Here is a 24,426-nt window from a genome sequence, read left to right as displayed (position 1 = left end):
ATGTCGTGTCTTTGTTTAAAGAAGCACTCCATATGCATGAGCGCTATCAAGGAAAATTAGAAGTAAAGGCGAAAGTGCCGCTAAAAAACGCTTACGATTTAAGCTTAGCTTATTCTCCCGGTGTAGCAGAACCGTGCAAAGTGATCCATCAAGAACCGAGCAAAATATACGATTATACGTTAAAAGCGAATACGGTGGCGGTTGTATCGAATGGAAGCGCAGTATTAGGACTTGGAAATATTGGAGCAGAAGCAGCGTTACCAGTCATGGAAGGGAAAGCAGTCCTTTTTAAAAGTTTTGCTGGAGTTGATGCGTTTCCGATTTGTTTAAATACATCAGACGCGGAACAAATCATTCAAACAGTAAAACTACTTGAGCCGACATTTGGTGGCATTAACTTGGAAGATATCGCGGCTCCGCATTGTTTTATTATTGAAGAGCGGTTAAAGGAAGAAATGAACATTCCTGTCTTTCACGACGACCAGCACGGAACAGCGATTGTGACTGTTGCGGGTCTAGTAAACGCGTTAAAGTTAGTAAACAAAAAGATGGAAGATATTCAAGTCGTGATTAACGGAGCAGGTGCGGCAGGCATTGCGATCATGAAGTTGCTCCGCTGTTACGGAGTCAAACATATGATTATGTGCGATTCAAAAGGGGCCGTTTATGAGGGGCGTCCGTACGGAATGAATGACATCAAACATGAAATTGCGCAATGGACAAACGTAGAGAAAAAATCAGGGACGTTACAAGAAGTGATCGTTGGTGCGGATGTATTTATTGGTGTGTCTGTTGCAGGAGCATTGACAGCTGGCATGGTTGAAACGATGAATCGGGATGCGATCATTTTTGCGATGGCAAACCCGATGCCAGAAATTATGCCTGAAGAGGCGCTACAAGCAGGGGCGACGGTTGTTGGCACCGGGCGTTCTGATTATCCGAATCAAGTGAATAATGTTTTGGCATTTCCAGGTATTTTCAGAGGAGCGCTTGATGTGCGCGCAAAACAAATTAATGAACAAATGAAAATAGCCGCCGTTGAAGCGATTGCTAACTTAATTACAGAAGACGAATTGCGCGCCGATTATGTCATTCCAGCTCCGTTTGATCCTCGTGTTGCTCCAGCTGTCGCCGCTGCTGTGGCGAAAGCAGCAATCGAAACAGGGGTCGCACGCACGATGCTCGATCCAAAAGAGGTAGAACAACGAACGCGACAATTAGTAGCTATTGCAGGTGAGCACAACGATGACGACTTCTAAAGTATACATCGAAACATTTTGGCAAATTCATCGCATGATTGAGGAAGCAGGTCTTCAACCAGGTGATCGGCTTCCATCTGAACGAGAGCTAGCCGACCGATTAGGAGTCGGACGCTCTTCTGTTCGTGAAGCGTTGCGGGCGTTGGAGTTGCTCGGATTAATAGAAACGCGTCGCGGGGAAGGAACGTTTATGAAGCCGTTTGGTGACCATCAGCTTATTCAGCTTCTCGGCTCGTTTATTTTACAGGGAAATCGGGAAAAACGAGATTTAATCGAAACAAAAGTTCTTATCGAACAAATATGTTTGCAGCTTGCCTGCGAACGACTGACGGATGAGAAGCTTGAGCGTATCAAACGGGAGGAACATACGTATCATTCATTTTTTCGGCGAATTGTAGAAGCGACGGATAACTATTTGTTGCTACGCATTTGGCTCGTATTAACCGACTTTTTTAAACACATCTATACGTTGACTCTCCCTTCCGAATTTTATGAACAAATGTGGGTGGCGTTACAAAAACGGTCGTGCGAAGAAGCAATAGCGATGTATGAACAATACGTCAACAACCCAATGACTAAAGTCATGGGCTTGTAAGCCCCATGTTGACCAGACCAAGGCTTGAAACAGAGCCTACGTTATAGATGTCATGACACGTTCGGGTGCTTCTCCAGCCCGTTCCTCTGTCGTGCAAGATTAAACAAGCGTGGTGGGTGGCGCTAGTGTCTTGCACATAACAAGCATCTATAACATGGTCGAGGAGAATATGACCTGCTTTATGCAGAGGAAAGGGGAATACCCTATGGTTTTTGTGTTAGACACAAATAAGTGTCCGCTTGCTCCTTGTCACGAAGCAGTTGCGAGAAAGCTGTTGAAACAAGGGAAGGCAGCGATCTACAAACGCTATCCATTTACGATTATTTTAAAAGAAATTGTCGATAATTTTCGACCGAAAACACCGTATCGGCTCAAAATCGATCACGGAAGCAAACACACAGGACTTGCGATTTTGCGAGGACAAGAAGTGGTATGGTTAGGGCAACTTGACCATCGCACAGACATCAAGGAAAGAATGGATAAAAGGCGTGCTTTCCGTCGAGCAAGACGAAATCGAAAAACTCGATACAGAAAACCACGTTTTCTTAATCGTAGGAGAAAAGACGGGTGGTTGCCGCCATCACTAGAGAGTCGCGTGCAAAATATCCAAACATGGGTTAACCGCCTAAAGAAGTTATGCCCCATTGGGTATATATCATACGAAAATACCAAATTCGACACGCAACTCATGCGAAATCCTGAAATCAGCGGCATTGAGTATCAACAAGGCACGCTTCAAGGATACGAAGTAAGAGAATACTTGCTTGAAAAGTTTGGGCGGAAGTGTTGTTATTGCGGAAAAGAAAATGTTCCACTTGAAGTGGAGCATATCATTCCAAAATCGAGAGGTGGAACAGACCGAGTGGATAACCTATGTCTTGCCTGTCATGACTGTAATCAGCGCAAAGGAAGTAAGACAGCAGAAGAATTCGGGTATCCGCACATTCAAAAGCAAGTCAAAGAATCATTAAAAGATGCAAGTGCTGTCAACTCGACAAGGTGGAAAGTGTATGAAGTGTTAAAACAAAGCGGATGCGAAGTAGAGTGTGGAACAGGTGCACGAACGAAAATGAATCGTATTCGTTTAGACTTGCCGAAAACACACTATTTTGACGCTTGTTGCGTGGGAGAAAGCACACCAAATCACTTATATTTCAAAACAAAAGAAGTGTTATTCATTAGAGCAAAGGGGCGTGGTAGTCGTTCACGCACAAACCTAGATAGATATGGCTTCCCAAGAGGTTATCTTGCAAGACAAAAGTTCTTCTTTGGCTTCCAAACAGGGGACATGGTTAAGGCTGTTATCCCAAGAGGGAAATATCAAGGCGTTTGGTTTGGCGAAGTCGCATGTAGAAAGACTGGAAGTTTCGATATTAAAGGCAAGGACGGTAAACGTATCGCACAAGGAATAAATTATAGATATGTCCAAGTCATTCAGCGATTTGACGGATACACATATCGAAGGGAGGGAATGAACATTGCGTAAGGTGCAATTCCTCCCCGTGCCTAAAGGCAGAGGCTTCCTTGCGTAAGTTTCGTGATGCAAAAAATGTCGAAAGAGAACTGACACAATATGACAAACAAAGTTGTTTTTATTCGGTAAAGTAGAAATGGACGAAGTAGGGGAGGGAAACGTGTGCTGAAAGATTTGTTCTCCAAAAAGAAGAAATATGCGGCCATTCCATCTGAACAAGCGAAGCAAGACGTGCCAGAAGGCATTATGACGAAATGTCCGAAGTGTAAAAAAATCATGTATACGAAAGAACTAGTGAAAAATTTACGCGTTTGTATATCGTGCGGCTATCATCATCCGATGTCTGCTCCTGAACGTATTGCGTGCTTATTAGATGAAGGAACGTTTTGTGAATATGACCGTCACCTTCTTTCTAAAAACCCGCTCGACTTCCCGCAATATATGGAAAAGATTGAAGAAGATCGTGAGAAAACGAAGCTAAATGAGGCGGTTGTGACAGGGGAAGGAACGATCAACGGCTTTCCTGTCGTTGTTGCCGTGATGGATTCCCGTTTCCGTATGGGAAGCATGGGATCGGTCGTTGGAGAAAAAATTGCCCGCGCCATTGAGCGAGCGATGGAAAAATCGGTACCTTTTATTATTTTTACCGCTTCCGGTGGAGCGCGGATGCAAGAAGGTGTATTAAGTTTGATGCAAATGGCGAAGACAAGTGCTGCGTTAAAACTGTTTAGCGAACAAGGCGGGCTTATTATTTCAGTGATGACTCATCCGACGACAGGTGGTGTATCAGCAAGTTTCGCCTCGCTTGGAGATTACAATTTTGCTGAGCCAGGGGCGCTCATCGGTTTTGCAGGACGGCGCGTCATTGAACAAACCGTTCGTGAGGAATTGCCGGATGACTTTCAAACAGCGGAATTTTTATTGAAACATGGACAACTAGATGCGGTGATCCCGCGTCATGAACTAAAAGACACATTAACGAATGTATTAGACATTCACCAATCGCGAGGTGGAGACGAATGGCGTACGAGTTAGAATTCGAAAAGCCGCTTGTAGAATTGCGAAAAAAAATTAGTGAGTTAAAAGAATTTACAAAGCATCGCGATGTTGACTTTTCCGATGAAATTAATAAATTAGAAGCTCGACTTGAAAAGCTGGAAAACGACATTTATGCGAACTTAAGCCCGTGGGATCGTGTGCAAATTGCGCGCCATCCGAATCGACCAACAACGCTTGATTATATTGAACGATTGTTTACAAACTTTTTCGAATGTCACGGTGACCGTTGTTTTGGTGATGATGAAGCGATTGTAGGAGGAATTGCTAAATATCGCGGATTGCCTGTGACGGTAATCGGCCATCAGCGCGGGAAAGATACGAAAGAAAATATTCGCCGTAATTTTGGTATGCCACATCCCGAAGGATATCGAAAAGCGCTCCGTTTAATGAAACAAGCGGAGAAATTTGGGCGCCCCATTATTTGTTTCATTGATACGAAAGGGGCGTATCCGGGGAAAGCAGCAGAAGAACGAGGTCAAAGTGAAGCAATCGCACGGAACTTATTTGAAATGGCAGGCTTAACTGTTCCGGTCGTATGCATCGTGATCGGCGAAGGAGGAAGCGGTGGCGCGCTTGCTCTTGGTGTCGGCAACTACGTTCATATGCTTGAAAATTCGACGTATTCCGTCATCTCGCCGGAAGGAGCGGCCGCAATTTTATGGAAAGATGCATCGCTCGCAAAAAAAGCTGCCGAAACGATGAAAATTACAGCAAAAGATTTAAAAAAGCTCGGCGTCATTGATGAGATCGTTCCAGAAGTGCGTGGTGGTGCGCATCGAAATGTCGATGAGCAAGCGAAATATATTGACGATGTGCTGCAACGTTCCTTGCGTCAATTGCTTCCATTAAGCGCTGAACAACTGATTGCGCAGCGATATGAAAAATATAAGAAGATTGGCGATTTTATTGAATCTCAACAACATGTATCGGTTATGTAAAAAGGTCATCATCGGATGGCCTTTTTACATGAAATAGACGACTTTGGGCAAACTTGTTGTAGTGAGAAAAATCAACGTTTTGTGAAACATTTCATTATGTATTGTGTTCCATATACCTTCATGTTATCTTAAAGTAAGAGGTTATACTTCTTATTTTATTTTTTAAAGAGGTGAAGAGCGATGAAAAGAATTGGTGTGCTTACGAGCGGTGGCGATTCGCCAGGAATGAATGCCGCTATTCGTGCGGTTGTTCGGAAAGCGATTTACCACGGCTTAGAAGTGTACGGCATTTATCACGGATATGCTGGATTGATTGCCGGGAATATAAAGAAGCTTGAGATTGGCGATGTTGGCGACATTATTCATCGCGGCGGAACGATGTTATATACTGCTCGTTGCCCAGAATTCAAAACGTTAGAAGGACAGTTAAAAGGAATTGAGCAGTTGAAAAAACACGGTATTGAGGGGCTTGTTGTCATTGGTGGCGACGGCTCTTATCAAGGTGCGAAAAAGTTAACAGAACACGGTTATCCGTGTGTTGGTGTGCCGGGAACAATTGATAACGACATTCCAGGAACAGATTTTACGATTGGTTTTGATACAGCGTTAAATACGGTCATTGATGCCATTGACAAAATTCGCGATACAGCGACATCTCATGAACGTACATATGTGATTGAAGTCATGGGACGCCATGCGGGAGATATTGCGCTTTGGGCAGGTCTTGCAGGCGGAGCAGAAAGTATTTTAATCCCAGAAGCAGATTATGATATGGACGAAATAGTCGCGCGTCTCAAACGTGGACATGAGCGCGGTAAAAAACATAGTATTATCATCGTTGCAGAAGGGGTTGGCAGCGGTGTTGATTTCGGTAAACGCATTGAAGAAGCAACAGGATTTGAAACGCGTGTAACTGTGCTAGGGCACGTACAGCGCGGTGGATCACCGACAGCGTTTGACCGTGTACTTGCTAGCCGTTTAGGTGCGCGCGCAGTGGAATTGTTACTCGAAGGAAAAGGTGGACGTTGCGTTGGCATTCAAAACAATCATCTCGTCGACCACGACATCATTGAAGCGTTAGCACAAAAACATACAGTTGACCAAAAAATGTATCAACTATCAAAAGAACTTTCAATTTAGTGGTTATTTATGGTATCGTTTCCATATGCAAAGTGTAGGAGGGTATTTATGCGCAAAACGAAAATTGTTTGTACGATCGGTCCAGCGAGCGAAAGTGTAGAAAAGCTTGTGCAACTCATTGAGGCAGGGATGAATGTCGCCCGCCTCAACTTTTCGCACGGAAGTCATGAAGAACATGCAGCGCGCATTCGCAACATTCGCGAAGCATCGAGAATGACTGGAAAAACGGTTGCGATTTTATTGGATACGAAAGGTCCAGAAATTCGTACACATGACATGGAAAATGGTGCGATTGAATTGAAAGCGGGCGCTGAAGTCACTATTTCGATGACGGAAGTGCTCGGTACGCCAGAAAAATTTTCGGTTACGTATGAAGGGCTAATTGACGATGTGCATGTCGGCTCAACGATTTTGTTAGACGATGGTTTAATTGGTTTAGAAGTATTGGCTGTTGATAAAGAAGCGAAAGAAATAAAAACAAAAGTATTAAACGGTGGCGTATTAAAAAATAAAAAAGGTGTAAACGTTCCGGGTGTAAAAGTAAAACTACCGGGTATTACGGAAAAAGATGCAGAGGACATTCGTTTTGGTATTGAACAAGGGATTGATTTCATCGCTGCATCATTTGTTCGACGCTCTTCCGACGTGCTCGAAATTCGGGAATTGCTTGAGGCGCATGACGCGTTACACATTCAAATCATCCCGAAAATTGAGAATCAAGAAGGCGTAGACAATATTGATGAAATTTTAGAAGTAGCAGACGGTTTAATGGTTGCACGCGGGGATTTAGGCGTCGAAATTCCGGCGGAAGAAGTGCCACTTGTCCAAAAAGAGTTAATTAAAAAATGTAATGCGCTCGGAAAACCGGTCATTACGGCGACACAAATGCTTGATTCGATGCAACGCAACCCACGGCCGACTCGTGCTGAAGCAAGCGATGTGGCAAACGCCATTTTTGATGGAACAGATGCGATTATGCTTTCAGGTGAGACAGCGGCAGGTGCTTATCCAGTCGAAGCGGTACAAACGATGCATCGCATCGCTCTGCGCACAGAACAAGCGTTACAATATCGCGACTTATTATCGAAACGAAGCAAACAGAGCGGCACGACGATTACAGATGCGATCGGACAATCGGTTGCTCACACCGCATTAAATTTAGATGTCGCAGCGATTGTGACGCCGACAGTAAGCGGTCATACCGCTCGGATGATTTCGAAATATCGCCCAAAAGCGCCAATTATCGCCGTGACATCAAATGAAGCTGTATCGCGTAAATTAGCACTTGTTTGGGGTGTTTATCCACGCGTCGCTCAACACGCAACGTCAACGGATGAAATGCTCGATATTGCTGTTGAGGCCGCTCTTGGCACAGGCATCGTGAAACATGGTGACCTTGTTGTCATTACAGCGGGCGTTCCAGTTGGAGAAACAGGTTCAACCAACTTAATGAAAGTGCATATGATTGGCGATATGATTGCGAAAGGGCAAGGGATTGGCCGTAAATCAGCATTCGGGAAAGTTGTTGTAGCGAAAACAGCAGAAGAAGCGCTTGAAAAGATGGTTGAAGGTGGTATTTTAGTGGCGCCTGCAACGGATGTAGACATGATGAAAGCGTTAGAAAAAGCTGTCGCGATCATTACGGAAGAAGGTGGCTTAACAAGCCATGCGGCTGTTGTTGGTTTAAGCTTAGGGATCCCGGTAATTGTTGGGGTAAACCATGCGACATCTATTTTAAAAGATGGACAAGACATTACGGTAGATGCAAGCTTCGGTGCTATTTATCGCGGTCATGCGAGCGTGCTATAATAAAGAAGGGGGACATCCCCTTCTTTATTATTTTGGAGGGATGTGTGTGCGAAACATCTTTTTTCTTCTTTTTATCGTTATTCCAGCGCTAGAAATTGTCGTTCTTGTTTTGTCGGGACAGGCGATCGGGGTTTGGCCGACATTTGCGCTTATTGTCGCCACGGGCATCATCGGTGCATTTTTAGCAAAAAAACAAGGTTTGCATACGTTGCAACGGGCAAAATATGAGTTGATGAACGGGCGTATACCGAGCGATGCGCTATTAGATGGTGTTTGTATTTTAGTTGGTGGGACGTTATTGTTAACGCCAGGGTTTATTACTGATACAGTAGGTTTTATTTTACTTCTCCCATTTGCGCGTGAAAAAATAAAACCGTGGCTTGTGCGCGTATTTAAATGGATTTTTTATACAAAAACGTGGATTTACATTCGAAAATAAAAGCATAAGCTCGTCGCTTATGCTTCTTTTTTTCCGATAATAAAGTTCCAAATATCTTGAAAGACGCCAGCATGATGTAGCGTGCGGCCAATGACGAGCAATACCGGCCCAACGATTAAACCGAGAAACCCGATCAATTTGAAACCGACGAATAAAGCGATCAACGTTGCTAACGGATCGAGTCCGATATTCGAGGAAAGGAGCTTCGGTTCCATCACTTGCCGTTGTACGAGAACGACAATATACAGCACGCTAAGTCCGATCGCAAAATGAGTTTCACCACTTATTGCGGCATAAATGATCCATGGAACGAATACTAATCCCGTTCCTAAGTAAGGTAAAACATCTACAATGCCAATAATAAGGGCGATAGTAATCGCATATTCTACGCGCAAAATAAGCAATCCGACTAATACGATGAGCGTCGTAATGGAAATGAGTGTCGCCTGTGCTTTAAGAAAGCCAAATAGCGCCTTTTTTAATTCGGCAAACACTTTTGTCGTACTCGACTGCACTTTGGTTGGTAATAATTTTTGAAACAACGCTTTTAGCCGATACCAGTCTTTGCTTATAAAAAACGTGGCAAGCAACGAGAAAATAAAAATTGTTGCAAAATTAGGCAACCATCCAATAATGGAAGGAATATTTTGTAATATGTTTTGGATAAATTGCCCGACCGTTGTAGCAATTTTTGTTCCAACGGATTGAATGTTTGCCATAATCGTGTCTTGTTGAGATGTGTCTAAATTTTTAAAGAGTGCCGCTAGTTGGTTATAGAGCGGAATGATTTGGCTTGCCACAAACTGCTCTATATAAATGACAAGCTTTTGAAAATGATTTGGCACAACTGTCGCTAAATATTGTGTGCCGGTCACGATTTCCGCAACAAGGAGGGTAACGAGCCCAGCAACGAGTGCAAGTAAAAGAATTAAAACAACGATGACCGCCAACGCCCTTGGCATTTTCGCTTTTTTCTCCATTACATCGACAATCGGATTAATGAAAAAGGCGATCGCTAACGCAATTAAAAACGGATACGTTAACGTGGACAAATAATATAAGCTTGCTAATCCAGCGATGATCACCACGATCACAAATAAAAAACGCAGGGAACTGTACAAATATTGATTCGACACTCCCTCACCTCCCGTCTTTTGTCATTTACGACTATTATAATATACAATGTAAAAGAAGGAAAAGTTTCAGAGAAGGAGGGGATATTTGATGCAGCCGTTTATTTTTTTATTCATCCTTCTTGTCATTGGCATGATTGCGAAAAATCATTCTCTTATTGTGGCTGTCCTTGTTTTACTTTTTGTGAAAAGTATCGGGGTGGGTTCAAAAGTTTTTCCTTATTTACAACAAAAAGGAATAAATCTCGGTGTGACAATCATTACGATTGCTGTATTAGTTCCGATTGCATCTGGGAAAATAGGTTTTAAAGAACTGACAGAGTCCGTTCGATCGATTTACGCATGGATCGCGCTGTTATCTGGAATTGCCGTTGCTTTATTAGCGAAGGGCGGCGTGACGTTGCTTGCGAAAGATCCGCATATGACGACCGCGCTCGTGCTTGGAACGATTTTAGCTGTATCTTTATTTAAAGGTGTTGCTGTCGGTCCGTTAATTGGTGCTGGCATTGCGTATGTGATCATGAAAATTGTTGATATATTTTCATGATTGATTGCTTTTTTATAATAATATTTTTGAATTATGATCTGTAGATGAGCAAATTTACTAACATAAATTTACAACCAAACAAAAAAGAAGACATGAACCCGATTCCTTGGTTAGAATAGATGTGCCAACAAACCATTCACAAGGAGGTTCATGTCTCATGAATAGATTAGCACATCACCAAGGAATCCACAAGTTTTTGACGATGTTGGGGTTGGCCCTTTATTTCTCGAAACCTGTCATGAAGCATCTCGTTCATATCGTGGATGCGATGATTACAAAGGGCTTTTCGGGAACGCTGACCGATCTACATCATGGGAGTTTTCATCCGAACCATCGCACGACACTGAGCCATTTTTTCACGAAAAGCCCATGGGAGGAAGAGACGCTGCTTCGCAAACTCCAACAGTGGGTGCTTCATCGTGTCGAACGCAGCTCGAAACGAGAGAATCAACCCATTTTTGTTTCGATCGATGATACGATTTGCCAAAAAACGAAGCCCTCGTCACGGGCAACACACGCCATTCAAGGGTGTGATTGGCACTATTCTCACGCAGAGAAAAAGTCGATCTGGGGACATTCTCTCGTTTGGCTCATGGTTCATACGATGACCCAAGCGTTTCCTTTTGCCTTTCGCCTCTACGACAAGACGGTGGGGAAAAGCAAAGGGGAACTCGCGATCGAGATGCTTTCTTCGTTGGATGTGAGTCGACCCGTTTATGTGCTCATGGACTCTTGGTATCCATCGAAAACCCTCGTGGGAGCCTGCTTAAAAAAAGGGTTCCACGTCATCGCGATGCTGAAGACGAATCGGATTCTCTATCCAAAAGGGACGGCCATTCAAGCAAAAGAATTTGCCAAATCTATGGAGCCACGGGATACCCGCCTCGTCACGGTGGGAAAAGAGCGTTATCGGGTGTATCGCTACGAAGGCGCTCTGAACGGTCTCAAGGATGCCGTGGTGCTGCTCGCATGGAAAGCCGATCAGCCGATGACGCCGAAACATCTTCATTGCGTCTTGAGCACCGATCGCGAGCTAAGCGATGAAGAGATCTTGCGCTACTATGCTGCACGTTGGTCGATCGAATGTTTTTTCCGTCAAGCGAAAGACCAGCTGAAACTCGATGGATACCGCGTTCGCGGGCGTCGGGCGGTGAAACGGTATTGGATCTTGGTGCAACTTGCGTATGTGTACAGCATGTTCGAGTCTAACAGTGATTTTTCGGATGGGCTCGATCTCCTGCGCAAGAGAAAAGGACATAGCCTCGTGGAGTTCATTTATCGTGCAGCAAAACAAAATATTCCCATTGATACCGTGAAAAAACAGCTCCACGTGGCATAAGGGGTACCCTGTTTGTCTCTTTTTAAATGGTAATTATTGTAACGAAAATTGCTCAACTACAGTTATGATGTCTTTTAGTTCACAAAAGTCTGATAATTGTTTATAATAATAGTGGAGCATGTACGAAACTATCGTATATATTCCCCTGCTCGCTTCGTGAAGCGACTAGGTGAATATATAACAAAATGTAAGCATTTTCTTTGCATTTTTATTCAGCCGTTTTGAGCAATCGCTCGACGACGCGTTTTAACATGGGAAAAGGGGAATAAAAGAAAAAAAGGAGAGATGTAAGATGACAGTAACTCGCGGTCTCGAAGGGGTTGTAGCAACCACTTCCACAATTAGTTCAATCATCGATGATACGCTCACATATGTTGGGTATAATATCGATGACTTAGCAGAACATGCTACGTTTGAAGAGATCGTTTATTTGCTTTGGCATCGCAAATTGCCAAACAAAGAAGAGCTAGAAACGTTAACAAAGCAGTTGGCGGAACATGCCGATATTCCGCAACAAATCATTGATCACTTTAAAATGTATCCGCTTGATCAAGTTCATCCGATGGCGGCGCTTCGTACAGCGATTTCATTTCTTGGCTTATACGATGAAGAAGCGGAAGCAATGAACCCCGAAGCGAACTATCGCAAAGCTATTCGTTTACAGGCGAAAGTATCAACAATTGTTGCTGCGTTTTCGCGCGTTCGTAAAGGATTAGAACCTGTGCCACCGCGCAAAGATTTAAGTTTTGCGGCAAACTTTTTATATATGCTAACGGGTAAAGAGCCAGATCCAATTGCTGAGGAAGCGTTTAATAAAGCACTCGTGCTTCATGCGGATCACGAGTTGAATGCGTCAACGTTTACAGCGCGCGTCTGTGTTGCTACTTTGTCTGATGTATATTCAGGCATTACAGCGGCGATTGGAGCATTGAAAGGCCCGCTTCATGGTGGAGCAAATGAAGCGGTAATGAAAATGTTGACAGAAATCGGCACACTTGAAAATGTGGAAACATACATTCACAACAAATTGAATAACAAAGAGAAAATTATGGGGTTCGGTCATCGCGTTTATCGCCAAGGTGACCCACGTGCGAAACATTTGAAAAAAATGTCTGAGAAATTGACGAAGTTAACAGGTGAACCACACTGGTATGATATGTCGGTGAAAATTGAAGAGATTGTTACATCGACGAAAGGTTTGCCGCCAAATGTTGACTTCTACTCCGCTTCTGTTTACCATAGTTTAGGAATTGATCATGATTTATTTACACCAATTTTTGCGATTAGTCGCATGTCTGGATGGCTTGCGCACATTTTAGAGCAGTACGAAAACAACCGTCTCATCCGTCCACGTGCCGAATATACAGGACCTACGAGACAAGTATACGTGCCGCTTGAAGAACGTGCATAACATGCATAACAATGGTTGCTCAAGGTGAGAAACTCGCCTTTCTCACCTTTTTTATACTACATGATTTGGAGGTCGTTATTGTGATGCAAGGTGAAAAAATTACGGTTACAAACGGGGTATTAAACGTTCCAAACTATCCGATTATTCCATTTATTGAAGGGGACGGGACAGGTCCAGATATTTGGGCAGCCGCATCTCGCGTATTAGAAGCAGCTGTGGAAAAAGCTTATAAAGGGGAGCGCAAAATCGTTTGGAAAGAAGTGCTTGCTGGTGAAAAAGCGTTTAAGTTGACTGGTGAATGGTTGCCACAAGAAACGCTTGATACGATTCGTGAATACATAATTGCCATTAAAGGACCGCTGACAACACCAGTAGGCGGTGGAATTCGTTCATTGAATGTTGCGCTTCGTCAAGAGCTCGATTTATTTGTATGCTTACGCCCAGTTCGTTATTTTAAAGGAGTACCTTCTCCGGTCAAGCGTCCTGAGGATACAGACATGGTGATTTTCCGTGAAAATACGGAAGACATTTATGCGGGAATTGAGTATGCAAAAGGAACACCAGAAGTGAGAAAATTAATTGATTTCTTGCAAAATGAAATGGGTGTGCGTAAAATTCGCTTCCCTGAAACCTCGGGAATCGGTATTAAGCCAATTTCAGAAGAAGGTACGAAACGATTAGTGCGCGCAGCAATTAAATACGCCATTGAACATGGTCGCAAATCTGTCACGCTCGTTCATAAAGGAAACATTATGAAATATACAGAAGGTGCGTTCAAAAACTGGGGCTATGAATTAGCTGAGCAAGAATTCGGTGATCAAGTGTTTACTTGGGCGGAGTATGACCGCATCGTTGAAACGCACGGAAAAGAAGCTGCAAACCGCGCACAAGCAGAAGCAGAAGCAGCAGGAAAAATCATTGTGAAAGATGCGATTGCAGATATTTTCTTGCAACAAATTTTAACTCGTCCGCGCGAGTTCGATGTTGTTGCAACAATGAACTTAAACGGGGACTACATTTCTGATGCGTTGGCAGCGCAAGTAGGTGGCATCGGTATTGCACCAGGTGCAAATATTAACTATGAAACAGGCCATGCAATCTTTGAAGCAACGCACGGAACTGCACCAAAATATGCGGGGTTGGATAAAGTAAATCCATCATCGGTCATCTTATCTGGTGTCATGATGTTTGAACATCTCGGTTGGAATGAGGCAGCGAAACTGATCGTTGACTCTATGGAGAAGACGATTGCTTCAAAAGTCGTCACGTATGACTTCGCTCGTTTAATGGAGGGCGCAACAGAAGTGAAATGTTCTGAATTCGCAGATGCTCTCATTCGAAACATGGGGGAATAAAATAAAAAAGGGGATGGAAGAACGTGGGTATGAAACGAAAAAAAATCTCAATTATCGGTGCTGGATTTACGGGAGCGACGACGGCGTTCATTTTAGCGCAAAAAGAGCTTGGGGACATCGTTCTTGTCGACATTCCGCAATTAGAAAATCCGACAAAAGGAAAAGCGCTCGATATGCTTGAGTCAAGCCCTGTTCTCGGATTTGACGCTAACATTATTGGCACATCGGATTATGCGGATACCGCTGATTCGGATATTGTTGTCATCACTGCAGGCATTGCGCGCAAACCAGGTATGAGCCGCGATGACTTAGTCACGACAAACCAAGGAATTATGAAGGCGGTCACGAAAGAAGTAGTCAAGTATTCGCCGAACTGCTTTATTATCGTATTAACAAATCCTGTTGATGCGATGACATATACGGTTTTTAAAGAATCTGGCTTTCCGAAAAACCGCGTCATCGGTCAATCTGGAGTATTAGATACCGCACGTTTCCGTACATTTGTTGCACAAGAGTTGAATTTATCTGTGAAAGATATTACAGGGTTTGTTTTAGGCGGTCATGGAGATGACATGGTGCCGCTTGTGCGCTACTCGTATGCAGGTGGCATTCCGCTTGAAACGTTAATCTCAAAAGAGCGGTTAGATGCCATTGTTGAACGTACGCGCAAAGGTGGCGGTGAAATTGTCAACTTACTTGGTAACGGTAGTGCCTATTATGCGCCAGCTGCATCCCTTGCTGAAATGGTTGAAGCGATCGTAAAAGACCAGCGCCGAGTTCTTCCAGCCATCGCTTATTTAGAAGGCGAATACGGGTATGAAGGAATTTATTTAGGTGTGCCAACGATTTTAGGTGGCAACGGAATCGAAAAAGTTATTGAGCTCGAGTTAACAGAGGAAGAAAAAGCGGCATTAGCAAAATCTGTTGAGTCGGTGAAAAATGTAATGAAAGTATTACAATAACAAAAATTCGGGGGTTCCCCCGAATTTTTGCATATGGTCAAACAAAGGGGAGATCAAGGATGCTAGGGAAAAAACGCAAACTTGGACGTTTAATTTCGGACATTTCCGTTGGTGAAGAAATATTAGTTGGATCATTGCGTGTCGTTCCGCCATATCCGTTCGTTGAAGTGAAAGCGTTAGATAACTTTTAAAAAGAGGCTTTTGCCTCTTTTTTGTTTTTTTCTTTTCAAATAACTCGTTATAATAAAAATGTAACAAATTTACGTTGTTGGAGGATGGCTATGTCGAAACGTGTGTTAGTTGTCGATGATGAGCAGTCGATCGTCACGTTGCTAGAGTACAATTTAAAGCAGGCAGGGTTTATTGTATTGACAGCTTATGATGGAGAACAAGGACTTCATAAAGCGTTAGAGGAACGCCCTGATTTCATCATTCTCGATTTAATGCTACCGAAATTAGATGGAATTGAAGTATGTAAACATTTGCGTCAACAAAAAGTGATGACCCCTATTTTAATGTTGACAGCAAAAGATGACGAATTTGATAAAGTGCTTGGTCTTGAATTAGGTGCCGATGACTATATGACAAAGCCGTTTAGCCCACGTGAAGTAGTAGCACGTGTGAAGGCGATTTTACGTCGAACGGTGATTCATGAACAAGAGGAAAAGCAAAATCATAGTGACGATTCGCTCGTTGTCGGACAACTAAAAATTTTCCCTGATCGTTATGAAGCTTATTTTGCACAACAAAGATTAGAACTCACCCCGAAAGAATTTGAACTACTAGCATACTTAGCGAAATATAAAGGTCGTGTCTTAACACGTGATCAATTATTAAGTGCAGTATGGAACTACGATTTTGCTGGGGATACACGCATTGTCGATGTGCATATTAGTCATTTGCGTGACAAAATCGAACATGATACGCGAAAGCCTGTGTATATTAAAACGATACGTGGCTTAGGGTATAAACTGGAGGAGCCGAAAGCGGATGAATAAATTTCGCTCTCGCCTACTGATTGGGCTTGTTTCCGTTATTTTATCCGTGTTGTTTGGCCTAGGTTTGTTATTAGGTCAATTGTTTCAAAAATTTTATGCAGACACGGTACATGATCGAATAGAGAAAGAGGCAAAACTTTTGGCTTTATACATGGAAAATAAATCGTTCCAATCTAATATGTTTAAGCAACAATTACACGCAATTAGCGACATGTTGTCGGCGCGCATCACGATTGTTGATCGTGAAGGACAGATCATGTTTGATACAAACAATTACATATCAATTGATGAAAAACGTCATAAAACATTCATTCGAACGTTACTAAAACAAGAAGATCGTCCTGTTATTTTTCAAGAAGAACAAAATGTATATTATTATGCTGTACCATTTTGGCAGCGTGACCAGAAGCTCGGACATATTGTCATGAGTTTATCTATGGATGCGATCGAGCGGGTAGATGAACAAATTTGGCTGTTGCTTACGTTTAGCTTAAGCGTTGCTTTTTTCATTATTCTTTTATTAGGTATTAAAATTACAAATCAATATACAAAGCCGATTGAAGCGGCAACAAAAGTAGCGATGGAGTTGGCGCGCGGCAATTATAAAGCGAGAACGTATGAAAGTAGAGACGATGAAACAGGGATGCTCAGCCAGTCATTAAACATTTTGGCGCGGAATTTACAAGAGATGGTGCGTACACAAGAAATGCAACAAGATCGTTTGCGAGCCCTTATTGAAAATATAGGGAGCGGTTTAATTTTAATTGATCAACGTGGCTATATTTCATTAATGAACCGCGCATATAAAGAAATGTTCCATATCGATCCGTCTGACTATGTTCATCGTTTATATTATGAAGCGTTCCCTCATAAAGAAGTCATTGCGCTTGTAGAAGAAATATTTATGACAGAGGTAAATGTACGTAAACAAATGCTCCTTCCGATCGACATTGAACGGAAACATTTTGAAGTGTACGGAACGCCAATTATTGGGACAAACGACGAATGGAAAGGAATTATCGTTGTGTTCCATGATATTACTGAGCTAAAAAAACTTGAACAAATGCGCAAAGATTTTGTCGCCAATGTTTCTCACGAGTTAAAAACACCGATTACGTCCATTAAAGGTTTTGCAGAAACGTTGTTAGACGGGGCGATGCACGATGCTCAAACGCTTGAATGCTTTTTAACGATTATTTTAAAGGAAAGTGAGCGTCTTCAACATTTAATCCAAGATTTGCTCGATTTGTCAAAAATCGAACAGCAAGGATTTACGTTAAATATATCCGTTGTTGACTTGCATGAAGTATTGAAGGAAGTTATCGTCATGCTTGAAGCGAAAGCAAACGATAAACAAATCACATTGGAATGTACATCGAATGCACCGCTTTGTTATATGTATGGCGATTTACATCGTTTAAAGCAAATTTTTATTAATTTAATTAATAACGCGATCGCTTATACACCAGCTGGTGGACGCGTAACGGTCTATGTGGAGAAAGATGATAAAGAGATACACGTTCATGTAAGTGACACAGGAATTGGAATTGAACAAAAAGAAATTCCACGTATTTTTGAACGATTTTATCGTGTGGACAAAGCACGAAGTCGCAACTCAGGTGGTACGGGTCTTGGATTAGCGATCGTGAAACATTTAGTGGAGGCGCATCACGGTACAATTTCCGTAAAAAGCAAAGTGGGAGTAGGTACGACGTTTACTGTTCATTTCCATGTTGACGCTTACAGCAATGAATGATTTTTAACGATATATTTACAATTGATTTACCATATATTAAAAAAATATTGATAACATAACAGGTGAAAACCCCTTCATCCAAGAATCCGATTGTCTTGGAATAGGCGAGGACAGCGAACGTTCTCGTCTTTTTTCTTTTTTGGAGGCAATCATGGTAAAATAAGCGTAAATGAATACAAGAGGAGGTTTTCGGTTTGGCAAACAAACTCGTTTTAATTGATGGTAATAGCATCGCTTATCGCGCTTTTTTTGCATTGCCGCTCTTACATAACGATAAAGGCATTCATACAAACGCCATTTACGGTTTTACAATGATGTTAATGAAACTCATTGAAGAAGAAAAGCCGACGCATATGCTTGTCGCGTTTGACGCAGGAAAAACGACATTTCGTCATGAAGTATATACAGAATATAAAGGTGGGAGACAAAAAACGCCACCAGAATTATCGGAACAGTTTCCGTTTTTACGCGAACTGCTTGATGCATATAACATTCGTACGTACGAACTTGAAAATTATGAAGCAGACGATATTATCGGAACGCTTGCCACCAAAGCAGAAAAAGAAGGGTTTGACGTCGTCATTATTTCGGGAGATCGCGATTTGACACAATTAGCGTCGGAACGTATTCATGTTCATGTCACGAAAAAAGGCATAACAGATATGGAGCGATATACACCGGAATACGTATTTGAGAAGTATGGGCTAACGCCTGCACAAATTGTTGATTTGAAAGGATTAATGGGCGATGCATCAGATAATATTCCAGGCGTTCCGGGAGTCGGAGAGAAAACAGCATTAAAATTATTAAAAGAATATGGAACGATTGAACATGTACTTGCCTCACTTGAACATATTTCCGGAAAAAAATTGAAGGAAAACTTACAAACGTACCGTGAACAAGCGTTACTAAGTAAACAGTTGGCAACCATTCATCGTGATGTTCCATTGACACTATCGCTCGATGAGTTAGCATGGCAGTCGTATGATGCAGAACGGGTAGCAACGCTATTTCAAGAGCTCGGTTTCACTTCGCTTATGGACAAAATTGGTCAAATTTCACAAGAACAACTATCATTAACCGATATTTCGTTTGTTACGGTTCAAGCGATTGATGAGCACATGTTGACAAAAGAAGGTGCACTTGTTGTTGAAGTGATGGATGCGAATTATCATCAAGCGCCTATTCTTGGCTTTGCGCTTGTGAATGAGCGTGGACACTTTTTTATTCCGACGGACATAGCTCTCGCTTCATCACGATTTAAAAGATGGCTTGAAGATGAGCAATGTAAAAAAAGTGTGTTTGATGCCAAACGAGCGATCGTTGCGCTGAAGTGGAACGGTATTGAACTTAAAGGTGTCGATTTTGATCTATTATTAGCTGCATACTTGCTCAATCCGACCGATGCGAATGGGGATGTGGCGGCCGTTGCAAAAACGAAGCAATATACGGATGTACAAAGCGACGAAGAAGTATATGGAAAAGGAGCGAAACAAGCTATTCCGCCGACAAATGTATTAGCTGAACATCTCGTACGAAAGGCGAAAGCGATCGCTTCGTTGAAAGAAACATATATTCAAGAACTAAAGCGGAATGAACAATTTGAATTGCTTGTACATTTAGAATTACCGCTGACGTTCATTTTAGCACAAATGGAATTTTACGGTGTGAAAGTGGATGTTGATCGTTTGGAACAGATGGGAAAAGAGTTTACTGCCCAACTCGAACAAATTGAGCAACGCATTTATGAACTTGCAGGAACAACGTTTAACATTAATTCTCCGAAACAACTAGGAACGATTTTATTTGAAAAACTTCAGTTGCCGATTGTGAAAAAAACGAAAACAGGTTATTCTACCTCCGCTGACGTTCTAGAAAAGTTAGCGCCATACCATGAAATTATTGAGCAAATTTTACACTATCGTCAGCTCGGAAAATTACAATCCACATATGTCGAAGGATTAATGAAAGTCGTCCGAAAAGATACAGGAAAAGTGCATACGATTTTTCAACAAGCGTTGACTCAAACGGGACGTTTAAGCTCTACAGAGCCTAATTTACAAAATATCCCTATTCGTATTGAGGAAGGAAGAAAAATTCGTCAAGCGTTTGTCCCATCCTCAGACGATTGGGTTATTTTTGCAGCTGATTATTCTCAAATCGAGTTGCGCGTTTTAGCGCATATTGCTAACGATGAAAATTTAATTGCCGCGTTTCACCACGACCTTGATATTCATACGAAAACGGCTATGGATATTTTTCATGTCAAGGAAGACGAAGTGACCGCTCATATGCGCCGTCAAGCGAAAGCAGTCAATTTTGGCATCGTTTATGGGATTAGCGACTACGGATTATCACAAAATTTAGGCATCACGCGCAAAGAGGCAGCCGAATTTATTGAACGATATTTTCGAAGTTATCCGGGTGTAAAGCGGTATATGGAAGAGATCATACAAGATGCAAAACAAAAAGGGTATGTGACGACATTGCTTCACCGTCGTCGTTATTTGCCGGATATTACAAGTAGTAATTTTAATGTTCGTAGTTTTGCGGAACGGACAGCGATGAACACGCCAATTCAAGGAAGTGCGGCCGATATTATTAAAAAAGCGATGATTGATTTGGCTAATCGTTTACATGAAGAACGACTGCAAACTCGTTTGTTGCTGCAAGTACATGACGAATTGATTTTAGAAGCACCAAAAGAAGAAATTGAATTGTTGAAAAAAATCGTACCAGATGTGATGGAGAACGCAGTATCATTACGTGTTCCGTTAAAAGTCGACTATCATTTTGGTCCAACATGGTATGATGCGAAGTAACGAAAGGGGGAGCAACCATGCCAGAATTACCTGAAGTCGAAATGGTGAGGCGGACATTGCTTCCACTTGTTGTTGGTAAAACGATCGAACGTGTGAAAGTGCATTGGTCAAAAATTATTCAGCACCCTGATGTAGCTACGTTTTGTGAGTGTCTGAAAGGACAGACGATTCACGATATTCAGCGGAGAGGTAAATTTTTACTCTTTCAATTGGATGATGTCGTCCTCGTTTCTCATTTGCGGATGGAAGGACGTTATATATATGAAAAAGAAGATACTCCATTTGATCAACATACACACATTTTTTTTACATTCACAGATCAGACGGAACTTCGTTATCGCGATGTGCGCAAATTTGGTACGATGCATTTATTTAATAAAGGTGAAGAATTCCGTGTCCCTCCTTTATCAAGTATTGGGGTTGAGCCGTTCGATGAGCAATTTACGGTTGCATGGCTTACAGATCAACTTCAACGAACAAAACGCACAATAAAAGCGACATTGCTTGATCAAACGATTGTCGCAGGATTAGGCAATATTTATGTCGATGAAGTATTATTTCGTTCGTCCATTCATCCAGAGCGGACAGCAACGACGTTAACGATACGGGAAATCGAAGCATTACATGAGGCAATTGTTCAAACGATACAAGAAGCGATTGAAAAAGGTGGAAGTACCGTTCGAACATATGTGAATACGCAAGGGAAGACAGGGACGTTTCAAACGCAATTGTATGTATACGGCCGTGCCAACATGCCATGCCGTCGTTGTGGAAATCCCATTTCCAAAACAACTGTAGCCAATCGCGGCACACATTATTGTAAACATTGTCAAACGTAATGTAAGAACATTGCCTAGACCTCTTCCATATACTATGGTAGCTTTTCAAGGAAGGGGCGGGCGTATATGATTACATGGTCTTTATTTTTGCTTGCGTTTGCTGTAAGCATTGATGGGTTGACTGTCGGTATTACGTATGGTATGCGGAATGTACATGTTCCGCTTCGTTCGTTGCTGATTATTTCGTTTTTTTCATGCATGACATTTTTAGTAGCGATGGGCATTGGTCGCATGTTATATATGTTTTTTTCTCCAACCGTTGCCAACGCAATGGGTGGGGGGATATTAATCATATTAGGATTATGGATGATTATTCAATCCGTGCTCAAGAGAGATAAAAATGAAGAAAAATTTTTAATGAACGTAGAAATTCGTTCGCTCGGCATTGTCATTCAAATTTTGCGCAAACCAACGATGGCTGATTTTGACCGTTCAGGAACGATTACAGGGATGGAGGCTGTATTTTTAGGAATCGCCTTGTCGCTCGATGCGTTTGGAGCAGGCGTAAGCGCGGCGCTTTTAAACTATTCGGTAGCGTTTACCACATTTCTCGTTTGCTTGCTTAGCCTTAGTTTCTTATTTAGCGGGTTGAAAATTGGAAAATCGTTTAGAAAGTATGACTGGCTACAAAAATACTCGTTTTTACCTGGGATTATGCTTATTGTCATTGGTATTTTTAAAATGAGATAGGGGTGAAGGTGGTGTTAACGATCGGATTAACAGGGGGCATCGCAAGTGGAAAAAGTACGGTCGCGGCGATGTTCCGTGACTTACATATCCCTGTCATTGATGCAGATGAAATCGCTCACCGTGTCACAGCCATCGACGGTGAAGCGTATCAATCAATTGTTGAAACGTTTGGAAGCGACATTTTAGACTCAAATGGTGCGATTGATCGACGTAAGCTTGGTGCGATCGTATTTCATGATGAACAAAAGCGAAAACAGTTAAATGCCATCGTTCATCCGCTCGTACGTAAACATATGCTACAACAAAAAGAGCAATATGCAAGAAGAGGGGAAAAATCTGTTGTTCTCGATATCCCGCTTTTATTTGAAAGTAAATTAGAACATCTCGTTGATCGTATTCTTGTCGTATATGTAGACGAACAAACGCAGCTACGGCGTCTTTGTGAGCGTAACGGTTTTTCCGTTGAAGAAGCACGGGCGCGCATGAAAGCACAAATGCCACTTGGAGAAAAAAGAAAGAAAGCCGATGCAGTTATTGATAATAACGGAACGATTGAAGAAACGAAACGACAATTGCATGCATGTTTAATGCGTTGGGGTATCCTTGAAAAATAGGACGCCCTTTTTTTATTTTTTTATAGCATAAACACCTTAAAAATGTTATACTATTTTTGTGAATAACAGATAAATAGTATAACATATATATTGAAAGGGGCTATATAATGAAAGCGAGAGTAGCGATTAACGGGTTCGGACGCATTGGACGTATGGTGTTCCGAAAAGCTATTATGGACAATGATGTTGACATTGTAGCCATTAATGCGAGCTATCCGCCTGAAACGTTAGCTCATTTAATAAAATATGATTCGAACCATGGTAAATTTGATGGGGATGTCGTTCCTGTTGAAGATGGTTTAATTGTAAATGGAAAAAAAGTACAACTATTAAATTCACGTGATCCACGACTATTACCGTGGGGAGGGCTTCAAATCGATATCGTTATCGAAGCAACGGGAAAGTTTAACGCAAAAGAAAAGGCGATGATGCACGTCGAAGCGGGAGCAAAGCGCGTCATTTTAACTGCACCAGGAAAAGATGAAGATGTGACGATTGTAATGGGAGTCAATGAACATATGCTTTCTCCAGAGCACGTCATCATTTCAAACGCTTCATGCACAACAAACTGTTTAGCACCTGTTGTGAAAGTGCTTGATGAAGCGTTTGGTATCGAAAATGGACTTATGACAACTGTTCATGCCTACACAAACGATCAAAAAAACATCGATAATCCACATAAAGATTTACGTCGAGCACGTTCGTGTGCACAATCGATCATCCCGACAACAACAGGTGCGGCTAAAGCCTTAGCACTTGTATTGCCACATTTAAAAGGAAAAATGCACGGCATGGCGTTGCGCGTTCCGACGCCAAACGTTTCACTTGTTGACGTCGTTGTCGATGTGAAAAAAGATGTGACAGTCGATGAAGTGAATGAAGCATTTATGCAAGCAGCTCGCGGGGAGTTAAAAGGCATTTTAGACGTGACGATGGAACCGCTTGTATCCATTGATTTTAATACAAATCCACATTCTGCGATTGTTGATGGGTTATCGACAATGGTGATCGAAAATCGGAAAGTAAAAGTGTTAGCATGGTATGATAACGAATGGGGCTATTCATGTCGGGTTGTTGATTTAACAAAACTAGTTGCGGAACAATTGTTAAAAAATGAAGCGGTTGCGAATGTATAACGCTGGGGTTCCCAGCGTTATTTTTCTGCCCGTTTGATAAAAAAATAAAAAACGATATTGAAAAAAATATATAAACGAAGTATACTATGTTTCGTGAACTTCTTGAACGCG

General features: G+C 42.1%; 22 protein-coding genes. 21 read left to right on the top strand and 1 reads right to left on the bottom strand.

Translation table 11 applies throughout. The annotated features are described in order from the left end of the window. The first annotated feature begins 5 nt into the window (after positions 1-5). From NST18_RS11230 to NST18_RS11195, 8 genes are all read left to right on the top strand, one after another. Positions 6-1,259: an NAD(P)-dependent malic enzyme gene (locus tag NST18_RS11230; protein WP_004889064.1), complete on the top strand. Its 1,254-nt coding sequence runs from the start codon at positions 6-8 to the stop codon at positions 1,257-1,259. After that, the gene (locus NST18_RS11225; protein WP_004889065.1) at positions 1,246-1,854 is read left to right on the top strand and encodes a FadR/GntR family transcriptional regulator; all 609 of its coding nucleotides are present in this window, start codon (positions 1,246-1,248) and stop codon (positions 1,852-1,854) included. The genes NST18_RS11230 and NST18_RS11225 overlap by 14 nt, the downstream gene beginning before the upstream one ends. 205 nt (positions 1,855-2,059) lie before the next feature. Then, entirely contained in the window at positions 2,060-3,340 is a 1,281-nt protein-coding gene (gene iscB / locus NST18_RS11220; RefSeq protein WP_192953346.1) for an RNA-guided endonuclease IscB, read from the top strand. Positions 3,341-3,490: 150 nt separating this feature from the next. Beyond that, complete coding sequence (gene accD / locus NST18_RS11215; RefSeq protein ID WP_004889068.1) at positions 3,491-4,363, top strand: acetyl-CoA carboxylase, carboxyltransferase subunit beta; 873 nt, start codon at positions 3,491-3,493, stop codon at positions 4,361-4,363. Continuing rightward, on the top strand, positions 4,348-5,325 hold the full coding sequence (gene accA, locus NST18_RS11210; RefSeq protein ID WP_004889069.1) for an acetyl-CoA carboxylase carboxyl transferase subunit alpha: 978 nt from the start codon (positions 4,348-4,350) through the stop codon (positions 5,323-5,325). The genes accD and accA overlap by 16 nt, the downstream gene beginning before the upstream one ends. A 180-nt stretch (positions 5,326-5,505) precedes the next feature. Further along, positions 5,506-6,465, top strand: coding sequence for a 6-phosphofructokinase (pfkA, locus tag NST18_RS11205; RefSeq protein WP_003397971.1), 960 nt, complete (start codon positions 5,506-5,508; stop codon positions 6,463-6,465). Between the two features lie 48 nt (positions 6,466-6,513). Beyond that, positions 6,514-8,274, top strand: coding sequence for a pyruvate kinase (gene pyk, locus NST18_RS11200; protein WP_004889070.1), 1,761 nt, complete (start codon positions 6,514-6,516; stop codon positions 8,272-8,274). Between the two features lie 46 nt (positions 8,275-8,320). Then, entirely contained in the window at positions 8,321-8,713 is a 393-nt protein-coding gene (locus tag NST18_RS11195) for an FxsA family protein (RefSeq protein ID WP_128356969.1), read from the top strand. A 17-nt stretch (positions 8,714-8,730) separates the two neighbouring features. Here NST18_RS11195 and ytvI read toward each other — a convergent pair whose 3' ends face one another. Continuing rightward, positions 8,731-9,849, bottom strand: a complete 1,119-nt coding sequence (ytvI, locus tag NST18_RS11190; protein ID WP_004889072.1) for a sporulation integral membrane protein YtvI — start codon at positions 9,847-9,849, stop codon at positions 8,731-8,733. An 88-nt stretch (positions 9,850-9,937) separates the two neighbouring features. On the opposite strand from ytvI, the gene NST18_RS11185 reads away from it, so the two are divergent. The 13 genes from NST18_RS11185 to NST18_RS11125 all read left to right on the top strand — a co-directional run bounded on the left by NST18_RS11185 (position 9,938) and on the right by NST18_RS11125 (position 24,315). After that, positions 9,938-10,393 carry a DUF441 domain-containing protein gene (locus NST18_RS11185; RefSeq protein ID WP_004889073.1) on the top strand — a complete coding sequence of 152 codons (456 nt, stop codon included), beginning with the start codon at positions 9,938-9,940 and terminating at the stop codon, positions 10,391-10,393. A gap of 157 nt (positions 10,394-10,550) precedes the next feature. Next, positions 10,551-11,732 (top strand): IS701 family transposase, encoded by a 1,182-nt coding sequence (locus NST18_RS11180; protein WP_088223189.1) that lies wholly within the window; start codon positions 10,551-10,553, stop codon positions 11,730-11,732. A 292-nt stretch (positions 11,733-12,024) separates the two neighbouring features. Further along, a complete protein-coding gene (citZ, locus tag NST18_RS11175; protein ID WP_004889075.1) occupies positions 12,025-13,143 on the top strand; it encodes a citrate synthase in 1,119 nt (372 codons plus the stop codon). A gap of 80 nt (positions 13,144-13,223) precedes the next feature. Further along, complete coding sequence (gene icd, locus NST18_RS11170; RefSeq protein WP_041637930.1) at positions 13,224-14,498, top strand: NADP-dependent isocitrate dehydrogenase; 1,275 nt, start codon at positions 13,224-13,226, stop codon at positions 14,496-14,498. Positions 14,499-14,521: 23 nt separating this feature from the next. Then, positions 14,522-15,460, top strand: coding sequence for a malate dehydrogenase (gene mdh, locus NST18_RS11165; protein WP_035018471.1), 939 nt, complete (start codon positions 14,522-14,524; stop codon positions 15,458-15,460). Between the two features lie 59 nt (positions 15,461-15,519). Continuing rightward, positions 15,520-15,651 (top strand): hypothetical protein, encoded by a 132-nt coding sequence (locus tag NST18_RS11160; RefSeq protein WP_268915706.1) that lies wholly within the window; start codon positions 15,520-15,522, stop codon positions 15,649-15,651. A gap of 90 nt (positions 15,652-15,741) precedes the next feature. Further along, positions 15,742-16,458: a response regulator transcription factor gene (locus NST18_RS11155; RefSeq protein ID WP_004889078.1), complete on the top strand. Its 717-nt coding sequence runs from the start codon at positions 15,742-15,744 to the stop codon at positions 16,456-16,458. Further along, on the top strand, positions 16,451-18,214 hold the full coding sequence (gene pnpS / locus NST18_RS11150; protein WP_064213948.1) for a two-component system histidine kinase PnpS: 1,764 nt from the start codon (positions 16,451-16,453) through the stop codon (positions 18,212-18,214). The genes NST18_RS11155 and pnpS overlap by 8 nt, the downstream gene beginning before the upstream one ends. 194 nt (positions 18,215-18,408) lie before the next feature. After that, on the top strand, positions 18,409-21,036 hold the full coding sequence (polA, locus tag NST18_RS11145; RefSeq protein WP_064213947.1) for a DNA polymerase I: 2,628 nt from the start codon (positions 18,409-18,411) through the stop codon (positions 21,034-21,036). A gap of 17 nt (positions 21,037-21,053) precedes the next feature. Continuing rightward, a complete protein-coding gene (gene mutM / locus NST18_RS11140) occupies positions 21,054-21,875 on the top strand; it encodes a DNA-formamidopyrimidine glycosylase (protein WP_064213946.1) in 822 nt (273 codons plus the stop codon). A 66-nt stretch (positions 21,876-21,941) separates the two neighbouring features. Continuing rightward, positions 21,942-22,565, top strand: coding sequence for a sporulation membrane protein YtaF (gene ytaF, locus NST18_RS11135; RefSeq protein ID WP_064213945.1), 624 nt, complete (start codon positions 21,942-21,944; stop codon positions 22,563-22,565). 8 nt (positions 22,566-22,573) lie between these two features. Then, the gene (coaE, locus tag NST18_RS11130) at positions 22,574-23,179 is read left to right on the top strand and encodes a dephospho-CoA kinase (RefSeq protein ID WP_064213944.1); all 606 of its coding nucleotides are present in this window, start codon (positions 22,574-22,576) and stop codon (positions 23,177-23,179) included. Positions 23,180-23,286: 107 nt separating this feature from the next. Next, the gene (locus tag NST18_RS11125) at positions 23,287-24,315 is read left to right on the top strand and encodes a glyceraldehyde-3-phosphate dehydrogenase (protein ID WP_004889084.1); all 1,029 of its coding nucleotides are present in this window, start codon (positions 23,287-23,289) and stop codon (positions 24,313-24,315) included. Positions 24,316-24,426: the final 111 nt, after the last annotated feature.

It is taken from the genome of Anoxybacillus sp. FSL W8-0104, assembly GCF_038004465.1.
Classification (GTDB): Bacteria; Bacillota; Bacilli; order Bacillales; family Anoxybacillaceae; genus Anoxybacillus; species Anoxybacillus flavithermus_G.
This window is presented reverse-complemented; position numbering and strand designations above follow the sequence as displayed.

Coding starts and splice junctions, on each gene's coding strand:
- NST18_RS11180 (WP_088223189.1), top strand. CDS start 10,551: ATGAATAGATTAGCACATCACCAAGGAATCCACAAGTTTTTGACGATG.
- NST18_RS11125 (WP_004889084.1), top strand. CDS start 23,287: ATGAAAGCGAGAGTAGCGATTAACGGGTTCGGACGCATTGGACGTATG.
- NST18_RS11225 (WP_004889065.1), top strand. CDS start 1,246: ATGACGACTTCTAAAGTATACATCGAAACATTTTGGCAAATTCATCGC.
- ytaF (WP_064213945.1), top strand. CDS start 21,942: ATGATTACATGGTCTTTATTTTTGCTTGCGTTTGCTGTAAGCATTGAT.
- NST18_RS11155 (WP_004889078.1), top strand. CDS start 15,742: ATGTCGAAACGTGTGTTAGTTGTCGATGATGAGCAGTCGATCGTCACG.
- accA (WP_004889069.1), top strand. CDS start 4,348: ATGGCGTACGAGTTAGAATTCGAAAAGCCGCTTGTAGAATTGCGAAAA.
- citZ (WP_004889075.1), top strand. CDS start 12,025: ATGACAGTAACTCGCGGTCTCGAAGGGGTTGTAGCAACCACTTCCACA.
- mutM (WP_064213946.1), top strand. CDS start 21,054: ATGCCAGAATTACCTGAAGTCGAAATGGTGAGGCGGACATTGCTTCCA.
- pfkA (WP_003397971.1), top strand. CDS start 5,506: ATGAAAAGAATTGGTGTGCTTACGAGCGGTGGCGATTCGCCAGGAATG.
- NST18_RS11160 (WP_268915706.1), top strand. CDS start 15,520: ATGCTAGGGAAAAAACGCAAACTTGGACGTTTAATTTCGGACATTTCC.
- iscB (WP_192953346.1), top strand. CDS start 2,060: ATGGTTTTTGTGTTAGACACAAATAAGTGTCCGCTTGCTCCTTGTCAC.
- pnpS (WP_064213948.1), top strand. CDS start 16,451: ATGAATAAATTTCGCTCTCGCCTACTGATTGGGCTTGTTTCCGTTATT.
- NST18_RS11185 (WP_004889073.1), top strand. CDS start 9,938: ATGCAGCCGTTTATTTTTTTATTCATCCTTCTTGTCATTGGCATGATT.
- pyk (WP_004889070.1), top strand. CDS start 6,514: ATGCGCAAAACGAAAATTGTTTGTACGATCGGTCCAGCGAGCGAAAGT.